Here is a 23,451-nt window from a genome sequence, read left to right on the forward strand (position 1 = left end):
GAGATGGAAACTAGATATATCAAGACAAATGGCATTCAATTGCAAGTTAGAATGATAGGTCCATCAGATGGAAAGCCTATCTTTTTACTGCATGGATTTCCTGATTTTTGGTTTACGTGGGAAAAGCAAATGGAAGCGCTTGCTGCCAGTGGCTTTAGAGTTATTGCACCGGATCAACGAGGATACAATCACAGTGATAAACCTCTAGAAAAAGAGGCGTACCGTCAGCGTATACTTGCAGCAGATATTATGGGCTTGGCGGATGCGTTAGGCTATGATACAATAAGTTTGGCCGGACATGATTTTGGGGGTATTGTTGCTTGGTCTATAGCAACTTTGTATCCAGCGCGAGTCCAAAAGCTGGCAATAATTAGTGCACCTCATTTTTTGGCTAGCATGAAATATAGCAGAACGAATACATCTCAAAAATTTAAAAGTTGGTATGTCTTATTTTTTCAATTACCTTTCTTGCCAGAACGATTGATCAAAGCATTTAACTACAGAGTGTTGCGAAAGAGCATGCCTAAATCTTTGTCACCTCAACTGTTAAAACGATACTTGTCTGCTTGGTCACAACCCAATGCCATTCATACGATGGTCAATTGGTATCGAGGATTTGTAGATGGTGTTAAAAGTAGAGAAATACAGTATGGGCAAATTGACATTCCGACTCATATTTTGTGGGGCGAGCAGGATAAGTATCTAGAAGTAGGGTTGGCAGAATTGAGCTTAAAACAATGTACAGAAGGACGTTTGACAGTTTTTGATAAAACAAGTCATTGGGTAATGCACGAACGTTCAAATGAAGTTAATGCTATTTTGTTGAAGCATTTTAGTTCTTTGTAGTATTGAATAAACTAGGTTACTATAATTGTATCAGGAACTTATTGGCTATACAGGACTCAAAAAATGGCACCGTAAATAAGTGGACAGACTGTGCCGCTTAAAATAAGTGCGCAGAAAAAAAATAATAATTGGATTAAACCTTGCAGGGTATGTGTTGTCGAACTAGGCAAAGTATACCTTGTAAGGTTTTTTTATGGGGGTATTATGAATATAATAGTTAGCTACGCTGCTACTGCGTGGTTTTAACGAACTATTGATGAATAAATAAAATGAATCAATTGGCCATTCATGTTTTTTTAATAAGAAACCAATGACAGAAGAACAAAAGATACAACACTTATATTGGCGGGCAGGCTTTGGTTTGTCTCCTATTGAATTCCAAAAAAAGAAAAAACAACCACTAGAGAAGGTTCTGAATGATTTGTTCAAGGAGGCTAAAAAAGTCAATCCTGTTCGAATACCTTATTATAATATGCCTTCTGCGCAAAGTTTCAAAGCAATGGAAAAAAAAGAACGCAGAGAAAAAATGAAGGAAATACAGCAACTAACAACGGAGGTTAACTTAAACTGGGTGCGCCAAATGACCTCAAATGAGTCCAATTGTTTACAAGAAAAAATGACATTATTTTGGCATGGTCACTTTGCTTGCGAGTCGAAGCGGTTTGATTATGCTGCTCAGCAAATTAATACCATTCGTCGCTATGCTTTGGGGAATTTTAGAGATTTAGTGTTGGCTATATCCAAAGATGCTGCAATGATTTTGTATCTAAACAATCAGCAAAATAGAAAAAATAAGCCCAATGAGAATTATGCTCGTGAACTAATGGAGCTATTTACTATTGGTAGAGGGAATTACACCGAAAAAGATATTCAAGAAGCGGCAAGAGCTTTTACGGGGTGGTTTTCAGATCGAGTAACTGGAGATTTTAAGTTTACAGAGCGGCAACATGATTTTGAGAAAAAGGTGTTTATGGGCAAAACAGGGAATTGGAATGGGGATGATATTATTGATATTATTTTAGATCGAAAGGAAACAGCAACGTTTTTGGCAAGAAAGGTTTATCGTTATTTTGTTAATGAGCAAGTGAATGAAAACAATGTTGCTGTATTGGCAAAAGTGTTGTACCAGTCCAATTATAATATTGAAACTATGATGCGCACATTATTTGAAAGCGATTGGTTTTATGCCGCAGAAAATGTGGGGACAAAAATAAAATCACCAATAGAATTGTTGGTTGGAATAGGAAAGGTGTTGAATTTGAAATATGGAAATGCTAAATCTGTTTTGTTTCCACAACGGGCATTGGGGCAAACGTTGTTTAGACCTCCTAACGTAGCAGGTTGGCCAGGAGGAAAAACGTGGATTGATAATGCTACCTTAATGCTTCGAATGAATTTTGCGGCGTTTGTGTTTCAACGAGCTGAATTAACGTTAGAATTAAAAAATGAACCAGAAGAGGCAAAAGGAGGACGACTCAAAAATTTGGAACTAACGGGCGATGTTAATGGATTAACCAAAGCGTTTTCAAAGATAAAAAACGATGATTTGGGAGTGGCCCTAGAAGCCTATTTATTACAAACACCATTTTCTATTCAAAATTCATTCATTGAAACAATGGCTAAAGAGGCTAGCTCAACAGAAGGCACTATGAAGGCTTATGTATTGGGTATAATGAGTTTGCCAGAATATCAAGTATGTTAACTCCATTTATAACTGCTTGTAGTGATTTATAGTAGTTCGTTGATTTTTACTTTTTTAGCTCGCTGCGCTCGTGAGATCGCAAGCTTAGTTGCCAAAAAGATAAAAAAGCACATTTATATTAGGTTGATAATCAAAAATTTAACATAAAGTGCAACAAGTTTGCAACTTACTGGTTATCAATCTAATAAAGTTTTTTGACGAACTATTGATTTACCAACGAAAAACAGTAACTATGAAAAATATATCACGTCGTCAATTTATAAAACACACAGGTTTGGCAACTGCAGGAACAATGTTGTTACCTATGTTCCTAAATGCATTTGATCGACAAAGCATACAAAATTATAAAAATAGAAAATTGGTTGTGGTACAATTTTCGGGAGGAAACGATGGTTTGAATGCCATTGTTCCTTATACAAACGATGTTTACTATAAGAGTCGACCAACAATTGCAGTGCCATCCAATAAGGTTTTAAAGGCGACGGATGCATTGGGGTTTAATCCCAAGCTTCAAGTTTTGCAGCAATTATACGATAGTGGAGATGTATGTATTATTAACAATATCGGTTATCCTAATCCAGACCGTTCTCATTTTAGATCCATGGATATTTGGCATACCGCAAGTGCTTCCAATGAATTTTTATCAACAGGTTGGTTGGGGCGTTATTTAGACGGCAACTGTGCTCATTGTCAAAATCCACACCATGCAATAGAGATAGACGATACCTTGAGTTTGGCTCTAAAAGGTTATCAGAAGAGCGGTTTTGCCATGAAAAATCCTAACCAATTAAGAAATACGACTCGCAGCAAAATTGTGCAGGCAGTAGCACAGCACCATCATCATCACGAACATGAAGAAAATGTTGCTTATTTATACAAAACATTGGCAAATACAATTTCTTCGGCAGATTACATTTATGAAAAATCAAAGGTCTATACTTCTAAAGCTAATTATCCTAAAGGACAGCTGGGAAAAGAACTGAAACAGGTAGCAGAGTTGATTGTTTCGGAGGCGGATACGCAAATTTACTATGTGACATTGGGTGGTTTTGATACCCACAACAACCAAGTAGCTCAGCAAGAGCGGCTGTTACAGGCTTATTCGGATGCTATGATGGCTTTTGTTCGCGATTTGAAGCAAAATAATAAATGGGAAGATACCTTGGTCATGACTTTTTCAGAATTTGGTCGTCGAGTAGCCGAAAATGGAAGTCGAGGAACCGACCATGGTGCAGGAAATAACCTTTACTTAATGGGAGGCAAGCTTAAAAAACAAGGCTTTTACAACGAAGGCCCTAATTTGTTAAATTTAGATAAGGGAGATGTAAAGTACGCCATTGATTTTAGAAATGTTTATGCGACAATTCTCAAAGATTGGTTGAAAACAGATGACCAAGTAGTCTTGCAGCAACCATTTGATTCTTTGGGTTTTGTATGATAACGTGTGGGTTGAACTAGAACGCATCTAGAATGCTCCAATGGATATTTGTGATGAGCAAAAAAAAACGCCACCTACTAAAAAGATTAATAGGCAGCGCATTGATTCAAACTATTTATTATTCAGGTGGAAGTTTGCTAATTTACTTTTTTACAAAATGTTTTGTGATTAAGGTACCATTCGGTTCTCTAAGCGTTAAGTTGTACATTCCCTTCGCTAATTTTTGAATGTTAATATTATATTTATTGGTTGTCAATTCATTAGACCAAACCAAACGCCCTGTTCCGTCAATAATAGATACCTGTGTTCCTGCTTTTAGATGATCTAATTCAAGGACTAGTTGTTCGCTAGCAGGATTTGGATAGATGACCAAATTAGAAGCCGTTTCTTTTTCTGTTGCCATTAGAGATGATCCGTCGGAAAATACATTAACATTTGGATTACCTGAGCCATTAGAGTTAGAACTTGCTGTAGCGACACAGAAATTCGTTGCTTCTGTACTATTAAATGAACCTCCAGTCTTGATAGTTGTCGATCCTTCAACTAATGAGTAGGAGCCATTACCATAAGCACAACAAATACCATCTCCATAAGAATCATTGATGGTAAATGTATAATTGCCATCTGCTAAAGTCCAATTGAACGTATAGGTACGACTATTGGCGTAGTTGCTACCAGAAGCCACTGTTGCGCCATTACTGTTGGTTAATACCCATGAAGTTTCTGAACCATAACGATCCGTATTTAAGGTAAAAGTTACATTGGTTCCAACACAAGTAGGGTTGGGGTTACCTCCGCCGCCACCATTAGCTGCAAGAAGTGCTTGATGCGCGTTGACACGTCCGTGACCAAATTCTACATCGAACCCACTAGCTCCCATATCATCGGCGGTTGTCTCTAAGATGTTTTGAACTTGAGCACTCGTTAAGTTTCCATTGGCTGACAAAACTAATGCGGCTACACCACTCACTAAAGGACAGGCAGAAGATGTTCCTCCAAAGTTGCCTGTATAATTGCCACTAGAGTAACCTGCACTACCCATTCTATCAGTTGTGTAAACGCCTAAAGTACCACCAGATGAAGGAGCAGAAATATCTAATTTGTTCCCTCTATTGCTGTAAGCCGAACGAACACCAGTATTCGTAATCGCACCTACTCCAATAACATTTGAACTGTTGCCAGGATAACTAACACATGAGGCATAGTCATTACCAGCAGCAAATACAATCACACAGCCTTTTCCGCCTCGACCGTTATTTTTGGCGTCGGCCAAAGCTGTATTTAAAACATCAAGACTATATGTACAAGAAGAGTAGCCCCAAGAATTACTCATGACATCTGCATTTTGATTCTTGGAATAAGTGATTGCATTGGCAAGGTCACTACCTGTTTCTCCTCCATAAAAAATATTAACAGAAAAGATTTCTACATTAGGTGCAATACCAGCAACACCAACATTATTATGAGCAGCACTAATGCTACCTGCGCAAGCAACGCCATGTCTTCCGCTAGAGGTTGGTGTACCATTGCCATTATTGGCAGGTGTGTATCCCAAAGAAGTATTCAACGTAGGCAAGTCTTCGTGTGTTTCTAAACCGTCGTCGATTACAGCAACACGTATGCTAGATGAACCTTTGTTGATATCCCATGCTTCAGGAGCATCACAGTCAACATCATTGGAATTGTTCATTTGAAACTGATTGCTATAAAGAGGATCTGAAGGTGTAAAACTATGCTTTATTTTTGCATAAAAATCAGGATGTGCCCATACTACAGTAGGACTTTCGTAGAGTTTATTTGCTAGCGTTACCACCTTGTTAATGTCGCTAACTTCTAAAATAATTCTATTGTATTTTGACTCCTTGATCGTTGCTTTTGTCTCGCCTATAATAGCATTTAAATCACTCATAGTAGCATCTTTGCGTAGTGCCAAGACGATTTGATGGGTGGGCCAGATTTGAAAACCATCGTTAAGTGTTAATCCAAAAGAAGCGCTTTCTAATTGGTTGACATCAATACCTAGTTTTTCGGCAACAGCAATAGGGCTAGAGGTCTGTTTGGACGTTAATTGAACAACGGCTCTGCCTTGAACATCGTGTATTTCTACCGATGCAATCAAGCTGTTTGCCTGTTTGAAGTAGGATTGGATGGTAGTATTGTCTTTAAATTGAAAAATAATACTACTGCGATCTTCTTGAATTGGTATCTTGTTATTGTTGGACCAGTAGTAGGTAGATTGAGCGCTAACTGTAGTTCCCATAATACAGCTTAAAATAAAACATAGTGTCCCTAATCCCAATCTAGTAGATTGAAATAATATTTTTGTGAGTCTCATAAATGTTGATTATAAAAGGTAATGATTAAATAAATATTTTGTGTTTACTTACCCCTGTTATACAGGTGCTATTCAAGAATTCGTCAGACCAGACTTAGTTCGATATAGGCAATAGCTTCTTTTTCAGATCTAAATAATTAGAAATGACAAAGGATAGCCCTCTTTTTTATCGAGTGCTTTGGTCTTTACAATAGTTCGTTGAAATCGTATTCTAATAGCGCACTACTGATCTTGTGATCTTATAATTGAGCTAAAGGTTGAAGAATCAACGAATTGATTTATTGAATTAAGTATAAAATAATTAGAGGGGAAGCAATGGTCTTCATTTGTAGGAATATCCTACTGTAAATGGGCAAAAACAGCCAATTAAAAGCAATTGATTATTTTTGCCATTTACTCGTTAAAATGCAATATTTATCATTGGTCAGCAATAAATATTATTCGTACTTCAATGTTCTAAGTCATAGTGAATTTTTTTAATTGTGATAACAGTACTCTTTGAAATTATATGTGCTATAATTTCAAAAAATTGCTTGTTATACAATTTTTCTCGGAACAGTAGTAGTGTCTCTTATTGCATAGGGGAGCGGTGGAATAAGAGATTTGAATATTGATGCTTTTGTAGTTCTTTTTTTTTGTGCTTCTGTAATAATATTTTATGTATTGCTGACTCTACAATATTATAAATTTTATTTTAATAAATGAAAAGAATAATAAACTGAATCAATCTATAAAAAAGCTTTTAAGTTATTCAAAATCAATGTCTCTGATTTATTCTTTTGGAGAGTGTTTGAAATTTTAGCGCTGATAGTCAGTTAGTTATGATTTGTTTTCTGTATGTGCACTAATGAATATATTAAGTATTCAAATCATAAAAAAATATAAAATTATTTCTTTTGAGTTGATTATCTGATTGTTGTAGTGCTTCGGGAACACTTCGAGAGCAAAGAGAGAAAGATTGCTAAATAATGAACAAATAGAAGAAGTAAAGCAAAAAAAAACTTGTATTTTGTGCCAAATTTCAATTAAAAAATCAGCAATGAAACAATATTTAGACTTACTAAAACATATTCAAGAGCATGGTGTTTCTAAAGAAGACCGTACAGGAACAGGAACAAAATCTGTTTTTGGTTACCAAATGCGTTTTAATTTAGAGGATGGTTTCCCTTTAGTTACTACTAAAAAAATACATTTAAAAAGTATTATTTATGAACTGTTGTGGTTTTTGAATGGTGATACCAATGTACAATATTTGCAAGAAAATGGCGTGCGTATATGGAATGAATGGGCTGATGAAAATGGAGATTTAGGACCTGTTTATGGCAAACAGTGGAGAAGCTGGGTTGGGTCTAATGGCGAAACTATTGATCAGATCCAAGAAGTGATTCATACACTCAAAACAAATCCCGATTCTCGTCGAATTATTGTTAATGCTTGGAACGTAGCCGATTTGCCAAAGATGGCTCTATCACCTTGTCATACCATGTTTCAGTTTTATGTGGCGAATGGGAAGCTTTCTTGTCAGTTGTACCAACGCAGTGCAGATTGCTTTTTGGGCGTTCCATTTAATATTGCATCTTATGCTTTATTAACAATGATGATTGCACAAGTATGTGATTTAGGTTTAGGAGACTTTGTGCATACTTTTGGAGATGCTCATTTGTATAATAACCATTTAGAGCAAACAAAATTACAACTAAGTAGAACACCGAGACCTTTGCCAACTATGAAAATCAATTCAGCTGTTACGTCGATTTTTGATTTTAAGTATGAAGATTTTGAACTGGTAGATTACAACCCACATCCCCACATCAAAGGTGTTGTCGCAGTTTAGCGATTGTTATTCTATCTAAACCTATTTCAGAGCTGTGAGAGTTCCCCCAATTATTTGTAATATTCCTATAAGAAGCGAATAAATGAAACAGCTATTATTACTAACATTAGTATGTATTACAATCAATTTAGTAGGTCAAGTAGACCCTAGTGGAAAAAAGATATTAAAGGCTATTTATGTTGAAAATGCTCCTAAGATAGACGGTGTTTTGGATGAATCTGTTTGGGATCAGGCACCTATTGCAACTGATTTTGTTGAAAATACCCCAAATCCAGGACGCAAAGCTTCTCAACGGACAGAAGTTAAAGTTTTGTACACGACAGAGGGAATTTATATTGGAGCAAAAATGTACGATACTGCTCCTGATAGTATTTTAAAACAATTGAGTGTACGAGATGCGACTGGAAATGTTAATGCGGATAATTTTGCCGTTTATATTGATGGTATGTACACGCAGCAAACGGATTTTACGTTCCAAGTTACCGCAGCGGGCGTACAGGTTGACCAAAATGATGGAGATGGTATCTGGGATGCTGTCTGGAAAAGTGGTGTCAAAATAGTAGAAGATGGATGGGTAGCTGAACTCGAAATTCCATATTCGCAACTGCGTTTTCCGAAAAGCGATATCCAAACTTGGGGCATTAACTTTGGTAGAAACATTCGTAGAAGTCGTCAAGGCTTTTTTTGGAGCAATATAGATCCCACCCAAGACAATGAAGTTCAGCAACAAGGCTTGTTAAAAGGAATCGAACGCATTCAACCTCCTGTTCGTTTATCGTTTACTCCTTATGTGGCAGGGTATTTAAATCATGCTTATGATGGCGCAACAGGAAAGCATACGTTTACACCCAATTTTTCGGCAGGAGCGGATATGAAATACGGTATTAATGAAAGTTTTACATTGGATGTTGCCCTTGTCCCCGATTTTGGAGATGTTCAGTCTGATAATTTAGTATTTAATCTTAGTCCTTTTGAAATTTACTATGCGGAGCGACGCCCTTTTTTTACAGAGGGAGTAGAATTGTTTAGTCGAGCTAATTTGTTTTATTCTAGGCGAATAGGAAGTTCTCCTGCACGATATAGATTGGCTGCTCAGCAACTGGATAGCACAGAGTTTATTACTAAAAACCCTGAAAAACCCTATTTAATTAATGCCCTAAAAGTTTCAGGTAGGACTAAAAAAGGCTTAGGGTTAGGACTGTTTAACGCTGTGACGGCACCTGCGTTTGCACAAATTCAGAATGATTCAGGGGCAACTCGACGTTACGAGACAGAGTCGTTTACGAATTACAATGTAGTCGTAGTCGATCAGCAATTTTGGAGACATTCTTATGTAAGTTTGATCAATGCATCTGTTGTTCGTTTTGGAGGGTATACGGATGCTTTGGCTACAGGGACAGAGTTTAAGATCGCAGATAAGAAAAATGTGTATGGAGTAGCAGGAAGCGCAGCGATGAGTCATCGATTTTTAGATACTTTAAAGCATAATAAGGATTATGATAATGGGTATCGATATGATATTAGTTTCCAAAAGTTTAGTGGGAACTTTAGATTTAGAGTGCGCCAACAAACCATGAGCAAAGATTATAATATTAATGACATTGGTTTTGTAGGGAGAACAAACTTTATCAATACTTCAGCTTGGGTTGGATACAATACATATCAACCATTTGGGCATATTTTAAGAATGTGGTCTGGACTAGATTTTTCTTATGAAATGCTGTATAATCCTGCTGTTTTTACAAGGATACAGGTTGGTGGGGAATGGGGAGCTACATTGACTAATTTTTTGTCTTTGGGAGCTGATTTTCGGATAGAACCAATGGGCTACAACGATTATTTTGAAGCAAGAACAGATGGGCAAGTTTGGGCAAAGCCAACATGGACAAGAATTAATTTTTGGTTTTCAAGTGATTATCGGAAAGTATTTGCCTTGGATGGAGGGCTTAATTATCGCCGGTTTTGGGGGCAAGGAGCTTGGGCTGCATCGGATGTTATTGGAGCACGCCTAAAACCTTTGATTCGTTTTAGTGATAATTTTAATATGATTCTTAGCGCAGATTTAACGGTTCGTAGGAATAGTTTGGGCTATGTGACGAAAACAACCGATAATGGCACCGGAGAACAACAAATCATTTTTGGCAGTCGTTTTCGACAAGATTTAGAAACGTCTATATCTGCTAATTATCTTTTTACGAATAAAATATCACTTACCTTAAGGGTTCGTCATTACTGGGCAGTAGTAGACTACAACCAATTCTATGGGCTCTCGACGAATGGTCAAATGAATGATATTATCTACTGGGGCGATCACGATACTAATTTTAATGCATTCAACATTGACCTTATTTTTAGATGGAGATTTGCCCCTGGGTCTGAACTGAATGTTGTTTGGAAAAATGCCATACTTAGTTACGGGACAGATCCCAACTACGATTACTTTAATAACTTTGGGGGGATGTTTGAGACTGGACAAAACAATCAATTTTCTATAAAAGCATTGTACTATTTAGACTTCTTTACATTGTTTAAGAAGAAAAATAGAGGAAAACGCTTGAACTAATTGCAGTTTATGGCTTAGGTTTTGTAGATTTAAAGAGGAAATAAAACCATAACACGATTGCAAAAGAATTAAAATAATTATCATGAAACATAGAATCCTCCTAACAAGTATATTAGTCGTGTTTATATGTGGTTTATCGAAGGCACAGACGGTTCAAGAACTTGCTGATTTGGCAGCTGATGGTCTTTGTAGTTGTGTTAATGAAACTTACAGCGATATTGACAATGATGTAAAACGGGCAATGGCACGAATTATCAAGTATCAAATGCAAGGGAATGAAGAGGGAATGGAAAACTATGTGGCTAAATTGCCAACAGATTTGACGACTAGGATAGAAGCACAAGCGTCAATTATGGAAGAAAACGACGACCTTTTTCAAATGTGTTTGGATGATATGGAGGCAGCAATGGGGGAAATTGATTTTAAAGAAGAACAATACAATGGCATTACAGAGGAAGAATTTACAGAAATGATGGTGGCGTCCATGAAAGAGGCAACAGGCTGTAAATTTGCTTATATTCTGATGGAGTTAGGACTGCAAGTTCAAGAAGAAGAGGAAAAAGGTCAGGTAAAAATAAGTCAAGTGAAAAAGACGAATGATTCTAAGGAGTCGAGCGATAGCAAGAAATATGAAGGAACTGGAGGGAATTGAGATGATCCAGTTCTTTTCTTTAATAAAGAAGCGTCCAGTTGCCATGCAATTGGACGCTTTGTATTTATTCATTACAATGAATTTTTATTTCTACTCTTCTATTCAAAATACTCCCTTCTTTTATCAAAGGTTTTGTAGAACCAAAGTATTCATAATTAACTCGATGTTGTTTGATGCCATACATGGTTAACCAACGTTGAATTTTGACAACACGCTGTTTGGATAGTTCTAGATTTCTGTCTTCCGAACCAAAAATATCACTATGCCCATAGAGCGAAATACTTGACTTGGGGTGTTCTCTGAGATAGTTAAAAATAATGTTCAGCGTTTTATTAGCCGCAATCATTCCTTTGAACTTAGTGCTATTGTCGTGAAATTTAATATTGTCAAGTACCAATAATTGATTACAAGTTAAATCTTCTGAACTATGTAAATTTTTGTATGCTGTAGCTGCCTTTTCTGTTGGGGAAGGGTTAGTATTGGTTGTTGTTGTTGGGTTTCCTACATACTTCTTCTCAAAGTTTTCAACTACGCTTTTACTATCCGTTTCATCACCTAGATCTGCATCATTCCAAGTTTTTAATTTTATATTAAAACAATTAAAATGCCTTCGGTTAAATTCTTGCCCTCTACCTTCGATTAAGTCCGCTTCTTTCATGTCGTCATCAAGGCGAGGAAAATGCACTTCACAACTAAAAATACTATGCCCTATTTTAGATGGAGGGTCAGCATGAAATGCCTCTGTGCTAACATCTTCTTTGATTAAAACACCATCTCGACGTACGTTTTTTACAGCTGTGATATCAAATTCTTTTTTTACATCTCGCCCTCGTAGATACCACGGTGATTCCCCTTCGGGAGGGTAAAAAGTAGCTCCACCAGAACGGGCATTATCACAGACGAATCGAAAGTAAAAAATAGTACTATTAGGGGTGTATTCAATTTTGTCTAAGATGTAAGAGTCGAGCCATTTTCTATATACAGGTTTGTGGTCAGTATAGTTGTGTGCTGTCTGAGCACTAGCGAATTCTGTTACCAGTAGAAACAGTAGAAACAGTATGATATTTGGGGTCGTTTTTTTCATAGTTTAAGCATTCTTTGATACGCAAGGCTTATGCATGTAATTGATTTACAAAACGAAGGCATAGACCAAAATCGTTAAGAAACAAATGACGAACTAAATATTACTTATTACTTACTCACAATTGACTTTTATTTCAACCCTTCTATTAATGGGGCTACCTTCAGGCTTTAGCGGTTGATCGGGACCAAACCATTCGTAGTTAATTCTATGTGTTTTAATACCATACATCGTTAGCCAGCGCTGAATTTTTATGACACGTTGCTTGGACAATTCCATATTACGCTCTTTGGGACCAAAAACATCTGTATGCCCGTAAAGCGTCAAGGTAGATTCTGGATGTTCTTTCATGTAATTAAAAAGAATAAAAAGCGTTCGGTTGGCTGCGACCATTCCCTTAAATTTAGTGCTGTTGTCGTGAAACTTAATTTTATCCAAAACCAACATTTTACCACATTCAATGTCTTTGTATGACCCTAAGCGACTAATAGAATAATCTTCTTCAGGTTTAGGCTTTGGCTCTGGTTTGGGTTCAGGCTGGGGTTCAGGTTCAGGGATTGGTTCGGGTTCGGGATCAGGAGTAGGCTCTGGCTTTGGATCAGGCTTTGGTTTGGGCTTTGGTTTGGGTTTGGGTGTTGGGCTAACATTTCTAGGTTTGGAGTCGACACCATATTTTTTTTCAAAGTCAGAAACTTTTTTATCGCTATCCGATTCTTTTCCAAGGTCGTCATCCCAAGTTTTTAGGGTAACATTGAAGCAATTGAAGTGATTTTTATTGTATTCTTGACCTTTTCCTTCAATCAAATCGGCAGTCGTTAAATCATTAGGTAAGCGATCAAAGTGTACTTCACAGCTAAAAACCGTGTATCCACGACCATCGAGTGCAGGAATACTATAAGCAGAGTTGCGTACTTTGGACTTCATGAGCACACCATTTCGGCGAACATTTCGAATTTCCTTAATATCGAAATTTTTCTTGACATTTCTACCTTTTAGATACCAAGGGTGTTCTCCTCCTGGCGGATAAAAGATGGCATTGGTATATTTGCCGCTTTTACAGACAAAACGAAAATAGAAAATCGTTCGACTTTTGGTATACTCAATTTTATCTAAGATATAACTATCCTGCCATTTTCTGTACTGCGGCTTAAAATCCGTATACGTTCTTTGTGCCGATAGATTACTTATAGATAATAAGAAGATTATTATTAAAGTAATATGAATTGATATTGCTTTCATTTATTGTCAATTGTTGTTTGGGATTAGAACAGTTTATAAGACCAAGAGCATTAAGTAACTGTTATATAAGAAACAATATTTTTGCCAATATTATTGTTTGTCGTATGGACTAATGATTTTTGTCAACCAATAGAAGCTGTACGAGTGACTTTTACTTCAGTTTAATGTTAAAAAAGTTAAAATGGTTCTTGTTATTGGCTTTGCCTCTACCTTCAATCAAATGCACTTCTTTACCCCAAGTAGCGGCTGGACGGTCAAAATGGACTCTACAAGTAAAAACAGTTTGTTGATTACTGTTGGTTTTTATACTCAATGGATAATCTTTTAATTCTAGAGCTTCTAGCTGACCATCTTTTTTTATCCTGCGAACCGATTTAAAAGATTGTCGCCGCCCTGTGAGTGTATTTTTTAAAAACCAATGATCGGCATGATTTCTAGGATAAAAAATAGCATTGGAATAGGATTGAGGCTCAAAATAAATCGCTAAAGAAAAAATTATTTCTGTTTCTGTATAAACTATTTTTTCAAGCACATAGTTCGGTTTAGAAGATTTGTACTGAGGAGTTTCATCAATGGTTGCTTTACCTTGATAATCCTCAAACATGTCTTCATTGTCATTTTCAAGGATAATGGTAGGTGAAACAGACGAAGATGGTTTGGTCTTGGATAAGTTGTCTTCAACATATTCTACTTTTGGAACAATAACTTTAGAAGTTCTGCTTCTGCCAAATTGTGCGAATAGATGATCTGATATTCCTATTATTAGGAATAGTATAAAAAATATAGTGCAAGACTTCTTTATCATAATTTGATATAGGTTTTAGCTTAAATAGCTAACTATTAGCAATGTGCAAGCGTATGAGTTAATGAAGGGTTGCGGCTTGGGTTTAGTTCTGTGTAGTTGAGTGGAATGCAACCTTGGTATCTAATTTAACAAAAAATCAGTTAAAACTTCTAAAAAGAGTTTAGGTTGTTCGGCATGAACCCAGTGGCCTGCTTTTTCAATTGTTTTTAAAACAGCATTGGGAAAATACGTTTTATACGTCTCAAATTCTTCTGGTAAAATATAATTGGATTGGGCACCTTTAATGAAAAGAGTAGGGTGTTCAAAAGGAGCTGACAAATTTCCTTTATCCAAAATATGCTGATATGCACCATGAATAACAGGTAAATTCATTTTCCATTCATAATGTTGCGTTTCTTTATTGATGCTAAGATTTTTTAGAATAAACTGTCGAACACTATAAGAATCAATTTTTTCTTGAAGCAATTGATCGGCTTGTTTTCTAGATTCCAACTCTTTTAGATCCAAGGAAAATAAGGCTTCAAAAATTGTTTGATGATTTCCTTTATAAGTCTTGGGAGCAATATCTACAACGGCTAATTTTTGAATCAAATCTGGTTCTTCAGATGCTAATTGCATGGCGACTTTTCCTCCCATGGAGTGCCCAACTACATGAGCTTCATAGATCCAGTTGTTTTCCATAAATTCACGAATGTCATTAGCCATAATCGTGTAATCAAACTCATCAGAGTGAGGAGAGCGTCCATGATTTCTAAGATCAATAATAAAAACCATAAAATGTTCTGCTAATTTTTTTGCAATCGTTTGCCAGTTGTCTAAGGTGCCAAACATACCGTGTAAAATCAAAACAGGGTCTCCTTCTCCAAATACTTTATAATTCAGTTGCATGTTAATAGTTTAATAAGATTGATTGTCAAAGAACTGCAATTGTTCTGCCAATAAGTGATAGGATGCCACTCAATTGGGCAACTACATTTATCAATTATTCATAAAAGGGTATAACAAAAACACAGAAAAACAAGGTGCAGCTCATCTATCTAATAATACAATTTTGAGTGGCTAAAGTTCCACAAAAAAATGCGCATCTTGGATAAATTCACTATATTTTATATATCCTTGTGTTATTTAAGGAGTCTTGTCCCAATTGGGCAAACTATTTAAGACTTCTTGTTTGGTCATTTTTTGAGACGAACCTCCAAAAATAGTATAGATTCCTGGTTGGTCAGTTTTTAAGCGCAATTCGTGAGATTCTGGTAAGTTATGTATGGTGTTGGATAAAGCACTGTAACCTAAAATTTCTGTACTAATCTCATTTTCTCTAGCGTTTTTTTGAGGAATGATTTTATCATCATAAGCCCAATAAATGTTCCCTTCACCTCGTACACTAAAGCCTGTTTCTGCAAATACATAGTGACCAGTTGATGTGAATTCGTTATCAATATAAACACGGCTGATAGGACATGGCGCAATGATTTTTAGAGTTCTTTTAGTGCCAACGATAAGAGCCTTTTTGGTAGGATGAAATCGAGTTGTGTGCGCATCAAAAGCATTTGGAGTTTCAGCCTGCACAATAGGACTTTGACTATCTAAGTCCCATAGGTTAATATGATTTGAATTAAACATGACCATAGACCAATCAGGGCTAAAAGAAAAATGTCCGTTGCTGCTTCCTTGATTTTGAGTAATATAATGAATGGAATTTAAGTTGGATTCAATTCTAAAAATTCGACCATTACGTCCAATACTAGTAATGAGATCTCCATTTTGTTGTACGGCTAATTCGTGCAACGGAAAATTTGATCGTTTAGAACCTTTGTCATCTAATTTTTGCGTAAGAATTACATTAATCCTTTCACCAAAATCAGCCACTCGAACCAACTGAAAGGTACTAGTTTTGTACTGAGCAATTTGAGCTTTGCAGTTGCTAATATAGATATATTGACCGTCAGGGCTAAAGGCAAAATGATGTTTTTGATCACACTTTGTCCACTCAAAATCATCGGGAATTGCTCTTTTAGAAGCTTTGATAGTTCCAGTGACAGGGTCAATGATAATTAGTTGTTCTTCGAGACTTGCTTTGCATTGATTTTCATCAAAACCATGATTTTTGAACCAGATAGCCAATTGTGTTCCATCGGGAGAGTAAACAACACTAGAAGGGTAGAGCGTTGTATTTTCCATGACATCCATAAAATAAGAAGCCTCATAACAATCTGGCACCCGCTTAATTCTTAATAGAACTCGACCATCTTTGGTATCTCTAATTTCTAATTTTTTGCTGCCTGTTTTAATGTAATTATAACAAATAGCAATCGTTCTTCCATCAGGACTAGCTGCCATGTCTAGAATATAACTATAACTTAATTTAACTTTCCATTTTTCCGAAAAATCGCTAGCAGAGAAATGATATAGATAACCACTGTTATCGACGGTATATATTCCACCCTTTTGATCTGTATCGACATAAATAATTTTACTTTGGTTCGATGGATCAGACAATTCAAAATTAGCCAAACAAGCCCATTGAAATTTTTCTGTTCCCATAGGAAAAGATTCTTTGCTTTGAATAGGAATAAGTGCTAGTCCTATTTGACTTGTTGTCGTTGTACAAAAATAGCAGCTGATGGCAAAAATTAACCAACAGGTTCTTATATGTTGAAGATTAAACATTGTTGAATTTCAATAACGTTATTGTAAGAATATGTTTAAAATTTATGTTCTTCAAAAGCAATAGTTTTGGCAAAAATGAGCTGGTTTTAGTGCCTAAAAAAGCTCTTTTTTCAGTACTATCAAGATTCAAAAAAACAATCAATAGGGGCGAAATCAAGCATTTGTAGTTTGAAAATAGAATTTAAACATGCTCTAAGAATGATATTTAATACAAAATTGGTTCCAATGCAATTGCTTGAGCATATGGAACGTCAGGTTTAAGCTGTCTTGTATTAAAGTAAAAATAAGAAAAAAGCTTCGTTTGAACTAAAAATTTTATCTGATTCAACAAACAGAAATACTTTCCGACTGTTTAAGATTTATATGTGCTATATTAGCCCTTCACAACACCAAAATCTGTCTCAAAATAGACTATTTTTTAAGAACAGTCTAAATAGATAAAAATAACAAAAATGAGCTATAAAAGTTTAAAGGATTGCGTAAGAGATTTGGAAAAAAATGGTAAATTACTAAGGATTAAATCTGAGGTGGATCCAAATTTAGAAATGGCAGAAATTCATCGCCGAGTATTTGATGCAAAAGGACCCGCTATTTTTTATGAAAATGTAAAAGGAAGCCCTTTTCCTGCTCTATCTAATCTATACGGAACAAAAGAACGGACTCGTTTCTTATTTCGACATACGATGGAAAATGTTCAAAAAGTCATCGAATTAAAAATTGATCCTATTCAATTGCTTAAAAAGCCAAGCAGGTATTGGAGAGCGCCGTTTACAGCGTTGACAGGCTTGCCTCAAAAAGCACGTTTTAGCAAACCAATTTTGTTTGGTGAAACAAAGATTAGTCAATTGCCACAAGTAAAATCTTGGGGGATGGATGGCGGTGCTTTTGTGACGCTTCCACAAGTTTTTTCTATGGGACCTCAGTCAAAGGATATTATGAAATCCAATTTGGGAATGTATCGAATTCAGTTGTCAGGAAATGATTATCAAATGGACAAAGAAATTGGATTGCATTATCAATTGCATCGTGGTATTGGGGTGCATCACAAGGCATATAATAATTCAGATGAACCTTTTAAAGTTTCAATTTTTGTAGGAGGTCCTCCGTCTAATGCTTTTTCTGCAATTATGCCATTACCTGAGAATTTGTCAGAATTGACGTTTGCAGGTTTGTTGAATGGGCGTCGTTTTCGGTATTTTCAACAAAATGGATATACCCTATCAGCGGATGCTGATTTTTGTATTACGGGGACTGTTGTGAAAAATAAAAAAATGCCAGAAGGACCTTTTGGAGATCACTTGGGGTATTATAGTTTAAAACATGATTTTCCTGTTATGGAGGTGGATAAGGTGTACCATCGAAAGGATGCTATTTGGCATTTTACGGTAGTAGGGAGACCACCTGCGGAAGATTCTAGTTTTGGATATTTGATACATGAGTTGGTCAAAGAACTAGCACCGCAAGAATTTCCAGGCTTAAAAGATGTTAATGCTGTAGATGCTGCTGGCGTACATCCGTTGTTGTTAGCCATTGGCAGCGAACGGTATATGCCTTTTCGTGAACGTCGACCAGAGGAGTTGCTGACAATTGCCAATCACTTGTTGGGAAAGGGGCAGACAACGTTAGCTAAATATTTGTTCATTGCCGACCATAGCGATGACCCTAAATTAGATACGCATAATATTGAGCATTATTTTAATCATGTGTTGGAGCGAGTTGATTGGACTAGAGATTTGCATTTTCAAACTAAAACGACGATTGATACCTTAGATTATTCTGGCGATGGTTGGAATGCAGGATCCAAAGTGGTGGTGGCTTGTTGTGGAGACAAAAAGCGTTTGTTAAAAGCAGAATTGCCCGAAAATTTTGATTTACCTGATGGGTTTTCTAAGCCTAAATTTGTACAAAAAGGAATTTTGGCGATCCAAGCAATGCCTTATACCGATCATGAATCTGGGCAGAAAGCCATCCACCAATTAGAACAGTATTTGGAGCGTTATGATTGGCAACACGTTCCTATGGTTTTGGTAGTGGATGATAGCGATTTTGTTACACAAACCTTGAATAATTTTCTTTGGGTGACTTTTACTCGTTCCAATCCTTCGCACGATATTCATGGTGTGCATAGTTTTATAGAGCATAAACATTGGGGATGTAGAGGTGCCTTGATTATTGATGCTAGAATCAAACCACATCATGCTCCACCTTTGATTGTTGATGAAAAGGTAAAATTGAAAGTGGATAAACTGTTCTCTAAAGGAGGGGAGCTGTATAATAAAATCTAAATCACTTATTTTTAGTTTTATTTTACTCAGTCTGAAAAATATTGCAATTTGTTTTTGCAACTTGTTGTTCAATAATATTAATATTTTGTTAATAACTCCCGACTCTTTTAGGATAAGTTGTTGGAAGGGAGTTGTATTTTTAGATGCAAAGTATTTATCTTTCTAAGAACTTAGAAAATGCCTGCTTTTGTAGTAATTTGCAGTTTGATGAAAGAAAGCATTAATGATTTCTAGCTTATTTTTAATAACCTTATGCTAATCATAGGATTTAGCAATAAGTACTTATTAAGAAGGAGAATATTAGAGCTATTTTCAAAACAAGATTAGGAGTAGAAAATATGAAAAAGGTTACTTTAATTTTAATATGTTTAGCGGGTTTCCTATATTGTTGTAATAGTAATTTGGCACATCAGGAGGTTGATGAAGATGGTGAAGTTATCATAGAAGATGAGTTTACAAAAGGCGAAATTGATTTGGAAGATACCCTGCGCTTGACAGAAGGCAAAATACCAGAGAATTGGATTAAAATGCCTTTGTTGGACAATGGTTATTATATTGCTTTTCCAAAAGAACCAACGAGGAAAGAACGAAAAAGTAGCCGAAGGATTGACTACAAACTTAAAAGAAGTAAGTACCGCTTGAGTTGTAATTTGACAGATTTATTGGAAGAACCCTCTTTTCAAGAAAATAAGCAGTATAGAGAAGAATATTATACGGCTATTGTAGATGATTTGGCAGAAGGGATTGATGGTGTTGTAGAAGCTCAAGATTTATTTTATAGTCAAAATATCTATGAAGGAGTTCGTGCAACAATTGTGGCTGAAGACGTTCGCATTTATCTACAATGTATTATTATAGAATCCATTTTATATACCATAAGTTTGACTTTATTTGATGACGAAAAACCTGTATATTTGCAACTTCGAGACAAGTTTTTTTACTCTTTTGGCAATGAACTGTACCGAAATAAGACCGAGCGAGATAGTAGTCAGCAAAAATGATGGCATGGTGCCAATGTATTCGGTTCTTTAGCAATCCTTGTTAGCTGTGCGGCTACTTCATGAATGTGCGCAGTTGATGCCTATTTGTATATAAAATGTAATAAAATTTCAATTGTTGATAACCCATTAAAAAACGATTTTTTACGGAGCGGAGCAGTTTTTTACAAACAACCATATCAATCCAACCATTCCAATAAGTACACAATATTCACACATAATAAAAGTCTAAGATAGCTATAGATCTTGTATTAAAATATTCCCATTCTAAGATTATGAAAATACTATCCACAACACAAACACGAGAAGCAGATGCCTATACAATAGAGCACGAACCTATTTTGTCCATTGACTTAATGGAAAGAGCCAGTAGAACTTTCGTAGAGTGGTTTGAAGAACAATTTCCGAAAGAAAAATTTGAAATGGTCAGCGTAATTTGCGGTAAAGGCAATAATGGAGGAGATGGCTTGGCTATTGCTCGGTTATTAGAAGAAAGAGGTTATGATATCGCTATCTTTATACTAAACCTAACAGATAAAGTTACAGAGGATTTTAAAACCAACCTAGAACGTGTTCAACAATTACAAGGACTCAATAAGTTAATTATAAAAGAAATTACCTCTGTAGAGGATATGCCTGTTTTTGGTGAAGAAGAAATTTTGATTGATGCTATTTTAGGCTCTGGATTGAGTCGTCCAATAGAAGGGGAGTTGGCTGAGATCTTGCACTTTCTGAATGAGTGCAAAAATACCGTTGTTGCTGTGGATATTCCAACAGGGGTATTTACCGATGCACCAACTACGGGAGCATGCATCGAAGCAGATTATACCTTTGCGTTTGAATTTCCAAAGTTGGCGTTTTTGTTTCCTGAGAATTTTCATTGTGTGGGTGATTTTGTTTGCAAACCTATTGGTTTAGATCAACGTTACATTGATGCTGCGGATTCTCCATTTTATTATATAACTTCTGATATTGTTAAGAAAATATATAAAAAACGGGACAAATTTGCTCACAAAGGGGTATTTGGGCATGCTTTGTTGATCATGGGATCATACGGTAAAATGGGGGCTGCTATTCTAGCGACACGGGCTTGTCTTCGAGCAGGAGTTGGATTGGTAACCGTACACGTACCTATCTGCGGTTATGAAGTGATGCAAACAGCTGTACCTGAGGCGATGGTGAGTTTGGATGAAGATCGTTTTATTTTTACCAAAGTATACGATTTGCCCAAGTATTCTACCATTGCGATTGGTTGTGGCTTGAGCACTAAAAATAGAACTAGAAATGCCTTGTGTTATATGCTTAAGCATATGAATAGCCCAACTGTTTTGGACGCTGATGCGCTGAATATATTAGGGCAAAGCCCAGATTGGTTTGAATACATTCCTAAGAATAGTATCCTAACGCCACATCCCAAGGAGTTTGAACGAATGTTTGGCAAGGCCTATGATAACTTTGAACGCAATGAGTTACAGCGCCAAAAAGCACAAGAATTTGGGGTTTATATTATTTTGAAAGGTGCCAATACGTGTATTGCAACTCCTGAAGGCGATTGTTATTTTAATTCTACAGGAAACCCTGGTATGGGAACTGCTGGGAGTGGAGATGTATTGACGGGCATACTGGCAGGGTTGTTGGCACAAGAATACAATCCTTTAGAAGCTTGTATACTAGGTGTGTATATTCATGGATTAGCAGGTGATATTGCCGCAGAAATAGAAAGTGAGGAAAGTTTGACCGCAGGCGATTTGGTCAATTATTTAGGAAAAGCATTTTTAAATTTGAGAGCGTTGTAACGAGGCTATTCCATTATTTTTTATGGAGAACTTATAACGTTAATTTCTATGATTCATAAGCTCACTTTGTTGGGCTTATGAGTGTTATTTATAATAATTATACAGTTTATCCGACTAGCCCAAAATCTTTACAATCATTTCTCGCAGCAATTCTCCGTGAGGAATACTGACATTATTAACCCCTTTTGAGCGCAAGTCATATTCTTTTAAAGTAGTTATGATGGCTTCTATTTGGGAGCGATTGTAAGACTTTGCTGCAATTTTATAGTCTTTGACAAAAAACTTATTGGCACCAATGGCACTAGCAATTTCCCCATCAGAAGCTCGCAAAAGAGATTGACAAATATAAACTTTGCTAAAGAAGTTGTATAAAGTTGCCGTAATCATAGGCAAAGGATGATTTTTGGGATTAGCAATAAAGTACTTGACAATTAAAAAGCTTTTAAAACGATCTCGTTTTCCTAGAGCCTGTTGTAATTCAAAAACATTAAAATCTTTACTAATACCAATGTTTCGCTGAATAATATGCTTGTCAATGGCTGTTCCTTCTGGCAAGTTGATGGTTAATTTATTCAGTTCATTTGAGATTTTTGACAAATCGGTGCCGAGATATTCTGCCAATAAATTGGTGGCGGCTGGTTTGATGGCAATGTTTTTATCTTTTAGGTAATTGTTAATCCAATTGGGCACTTGATTATCATAGAGTCGAGTAGACTCAAATACACAAACTTTGTTGGAGCCCGTCAGTGCTTTGGCGTATTTCTTTCGTTTATCTAGTTTTTTGTATTTGTGTGCCAAAACTAAAATCGTACTATCCAAAGGATTTTGAAAATAGCTTTCTAATTTATCTATTGTTTTTAACTCTTGGGCTTCTTTGATAATAACCACTTGCTTTTCAGACATGACAGGATAACGACGGGCACTATCTAGAACCGTTTTATAGTCAATCTCTTTACCATACAAAACGGTTTGATTAAAAGCTTTAGCCGTATCATCTAAGACATTCTCTTCAATATGTTTGGTTAATTCATCAATATAAAAGCTCTCTTCTCCATGCAATAAATATATGGGGAAATATTCCTTTTTTTTGAGAGAATTAAGGACTTGCTTATAAGAGAGCGATTTTGCTTTAGCCATTTATAATGCTAGGTTGATGATTGTATGAATAGAACTCCTAAAGGTACATTTTTTTGGAACCAAACCGAAG

The 23,451-nt window shown here is 36.1% G+C and carries 16 protein-coding genes; 9 read left to right on the forward strand and 7 right to left on the reverse strand.

Translation table 11 applies throughout. From position 1 onward, the window contains the following. Positions 1-3 precede the first annotated feature (3 nt). From CG11_RS20295 to CG11_RS20305, 3 genes are all read left to right on the forward strand, one after another. Positions 4-846, forward strand: a complete 843-nt coding sequence (locus CG11_RS20295; RefSeq protein WP_052598671.1) for an alpha/beta fold hydrolase — start codon at positions 4-6, stop codon at positions 844-846. Between the two features lie 310 nt (positions 847-1,156). Beyond that, positions 1,157-2,548: a DUF1800 family protein gene (locus tag CG11_RS20300; RefSeq protein WP_052598672.1), complete on the forward strand. Its 1,392-nt coding sequence runs from the start codon at positions 1,157-1,159 to the stop codon at positions 2,546-2,548. A gap of 232 nt (positions 2,549-2,780) precedes the next feature. Further along, a complete protein-coding gene (locus CG11_RS20305; protein ID WP_052598713.1) occupies positions 2,781-3,986 on the forward strand; it encodes a DUF1501 domain-containing protein in 1,206 nt (401 codons plus the stop codon). Positions 3,987-4,128: 142 nt separating this feature from the next. Here the strand turns inward: CG11_RS20305 and CG11_RS20310 are convergent, their stop codons facing one another. Further along, entirely contained in the window at positions 4,129-6,321 is a 2,193-nt protein-coding gene (locus CG11_RS20310; RefSeq protein WP_052598673.1) for a S8/S53 family peptidase, read from the reverse strand. Between the two features lie 1,039 nt (positions 6,322-7,360). Between CG11_RS20310 and CG11_RS20315 the strand changes: the two genes are divergently transcribed. The 3 genes from CG11_RS20315 to CG11_RS20325 all read left to right on the forward strand — a co-directional run bounded on the left by CG11_RS20315 (position 7,361) and on the right by CG11_RS20325 (position 11,370). Then, entirely contained in the window at positions 7,361-8,155 is a 795-nt protein-coding gene (locus CG11_RS20315; protein WP_052598714.1) for a thymidylate synthase, read from the forward strand. Between the two features lie 82 nt (positions 8,156-8,237). Next, on the forward strand, positions 8,238-10,718 hold the full coding sequence (locus CG11_RS20320; protein ID WP_052598674.1) for a DUF5916 domain-containing protein: 2,481 nt from the start codon (positions 8,238-8,240) through the stop codon (positions 10,716-10,718). Positions 10,719-10,800: 82 nt separating this feature from the next. Next, positions 10,801-11,370, forward strand: a complete 570-nt coding sequence (locus CG11_RS20325) for a hypothetical protein (RefSeq protein ID WP_052598675.1) — start codon at positions 10,801-10,803, stop codon at positions 11,368-11,370. A gap of 64 nt (positions 11,371-11,434) precedes the next feature. Here CG11_RS20325 and CG11_RS20330 read toward each other — a convergent pair whose 3' ends face one another. From CG11_RS20330 to CG11_RS20350, 5 genes are all read right to left on the reverse strand, one after another. Beyond that, entirely contained in the window at positions 11,435-12,454 is a 1,020-nt protein-coding gene (locus CG11_RS20330) for an OmpA family protein (protein WP_052598676.1), read from the reverse strand. Positions 12,455-12,565: 111 nt separating this feature from the next. Then, positions 12,566-13,690 (reverse strand): OmpA family protein, encoded by a 1,125-nt coding sequence (locus CG11_RS20335; protein ID WP_081909612.1) that lies wholly within the window; start codon positions 13,688-13,690, stop codon positions 12,566-12,568. Positions 13,691-13,841: 151 nt separating this feature from the next. After that, entirely contained in the window at positions 13,842-14,495 is a 654-nt protein-coding gene (locus tag CG11_RS20340) for a hypothetical protein (RefSeq protein ID WP_052598677.1), read from the reverse strand. Positions 14,496-14,615: 120 nt separating this feature from the next. After that, the gene (locus tag CG11_RS20345) at positions 14,616-15,383 is read right to left on the reverse strand and encodes an alpha/beta fold hydrolase (RefSeq protein WP_052598678.1); all 768 of its coding nucleotides are present in this window, start codon (positions 15,381-15,383) and stop codon (positions 14,616-14,618) included. A gap of 237 nt (positions 15,384-15,620) precedes the next feature. Further along, entirely contained in the window at positions 15,621-17,165 is a 1,545-nt protein-coding gene (locus CG11_RS20350) for a WD40 repeat domain-containing protein (protein WP_052598679.1), read from the reverse strand. Positions 17,166-17,617: 452 nt separating this feature from the next. Between CG11_RS20350 and CG11_RS20355 the strand changes: the two genes are divergently transcribed. From CG11_RS20355 to CG11_RS20365, 3 genes are all read left to right on the forward strand, one after another. After that, positions 17,618-19,450 carry a UbiD family decarboxylase gene (locus CG11_RS20355; protein ID WP_052598680.1) on the forward strand — a complete coding sequence of 611 codons (1,833 nt, stop codon included), beginning with the start codon at positions 17,618-17,620 and terminating at the stop codon, positions 19,448-19,450. Positions 19,451-19,788: 338 nt separating this feature from the next. Beyond that, positions 19,789-20,451: a hypothetical protein gene (locus CG11_RS20360; RefSeq protein ID WP_052598681.1), complete on the forward strand. Its 663-nt coding sequence runs from the start codon at positions 19,789-19,791 to the stop codon at positions 20,449-20,451. A 272-nt stretch (positions 20,452-20,723) separates the two neighbouring features. Further along, entirely contained in the window at positions 20,724-22,244 is a 1,521-nt protein-coding gene (locus CG11_RS20365; RefSeq protein WP_052598682.1) for a bifunctional ADP-dependent NAD(P)H-hydrate dehydratase/NAD(P)H-hydrate epimerase, read from the forward strand. Positions 22,245-22,358: 114 nt separating this feature from the next. Here the strand turns inward: CG11_RS20365 and holA are convergent, their stop codons facing one another. Next, positions 22,359-23,381, reverse strand: coding sequence for a DNA polymerase III subunit delta (gene holA, locus CG11_RS20370; RefSeq protein ID WP_052598683.1), 1,023 nt, complete (start codon positions 23,379-23,381; stop codon positions 22,359-22,361). Positions 23,382-23,451: the final 70 nt, after the last annotated feature.

Source organism: Aureispira sp. CCB-QB1 (genome assembly GCF_000724545.1).
Lineage (GTDB): Bacteria > Bacteroidota > Bacteroidia > Chitinophagales > Saprospiraceae > Aureispira.

Excerpts from the sequence above, each read along its gene's own strand:
- CG11_RS20295 (WP_052598671.1), top strand. The coding sequence starts at position 4 with ATGGAAACTAGATATATCAAGACAAATGGCATTCAATTGCAAGTTAGA.
- CG11_RS20300 (WP_052598672.1), top strand. The coding sequence starts at position 1,157 with ATGACAGAAGAACAAAAGATACAACACTTATATTGGCGGGCAGGCTTT.
- CG11_RS20305 (WP_052598713.1), top strand. The coding sequence starts at position 2,781 with ATGAAAAATATATCACGTCGTCAATTTATAAAACACACAGGTTTGGCA.
- CG11_RS20310 (WP_052598673.1), bottom strand. The coding sequence starts at position 6,321 with ATGAGACTCACAAAAATATTATTTCAATCTACTAGATTGGGATTAGGG.
- CG11_RS20315 (WP_052598714.1), top strand. The coding sequence starts at position 7,361 with ATGAAACAATATTTAGACTTACTAAAACATATTCAAGAGCATGGTGTT.
- CG11_RS20320 (WP_052598674.1), top strand. The coding sequence starts at position 8,238 with ATGAAACAGCTATTATTACTAACATTAGTATGTATTACAATCAATTTA.
- CG11_RS20325 (WP_052598675.1), top strand. The coding sequence starts at position 10,801 with ATGAAACATAGAATCCTCCTAACAAGTATATTAGTCGTGTTTATATGT.
- CG11_RS20330 (WP_052598676.1), bottom strand. The coding sequence starts at position 12,454 with ATGAAAAAAACGACCCCAAATATCATACTGTTTCTACTGTTTCTACTG.
- CG11_RS20335 (WP_081909612.1), bottom strand. The coding sequence starts at position 13,690 with ATGAAAGCAATATCAATTCATATTACTTTAATAATAATCTTCTTATTA.
- CG11_RS20340 (WP_052598677.1), bottom strand. The coding sequence starts at position 14,495 with ATGATAAAGAAGTCTTGCACTATATTTTTTATACTATTCCTAATAATA.
- CG11_RS20345 (WP_052598678.1), bottom strand. The coding sequence starts at position 15,383 with ATGCAACTGAATTATAAAGTATTTGGAGAAGGAGACCCTGTTTTGATT.
- CG11_RS20350 (WP_052598679.1), bottom strand. The coding sequence starts at position 17,165 with ATGTTTAATCTTCAACATATAAGAACCTGTTGGTTAATTTTTGCCATC.
- CG11_RS20355 (WP_052598680.1), top strand. The coding sequence starts at position 17,618 with ATGAGCTATAAAAGTTTAAAGGATTGCGTAAGAGATTTGGAAAAAAAT.
- CG11_RS20360 (WP_052598681.1), top strand. The coding sequence starts at position 19,789 with ATGAAAAAGGTTACTTTAATTTTAATATGTTTAGCGGGTTTCCTATAT.
- CG11_RS20365 (WP_052598682.1), top strand. The coding sequence starts at position 20,724 with ATGAAAATACTATCCACAACACAAACACGAGAAGCAGATGCCTATACA.
- holA (WP_052598683.1), bottom strand. The coding sequence starts at position 23,381 with ATGGCTAAAGCAAAATCGCTCTCTTATAAGCAAGTCCTTAATTCTCTC.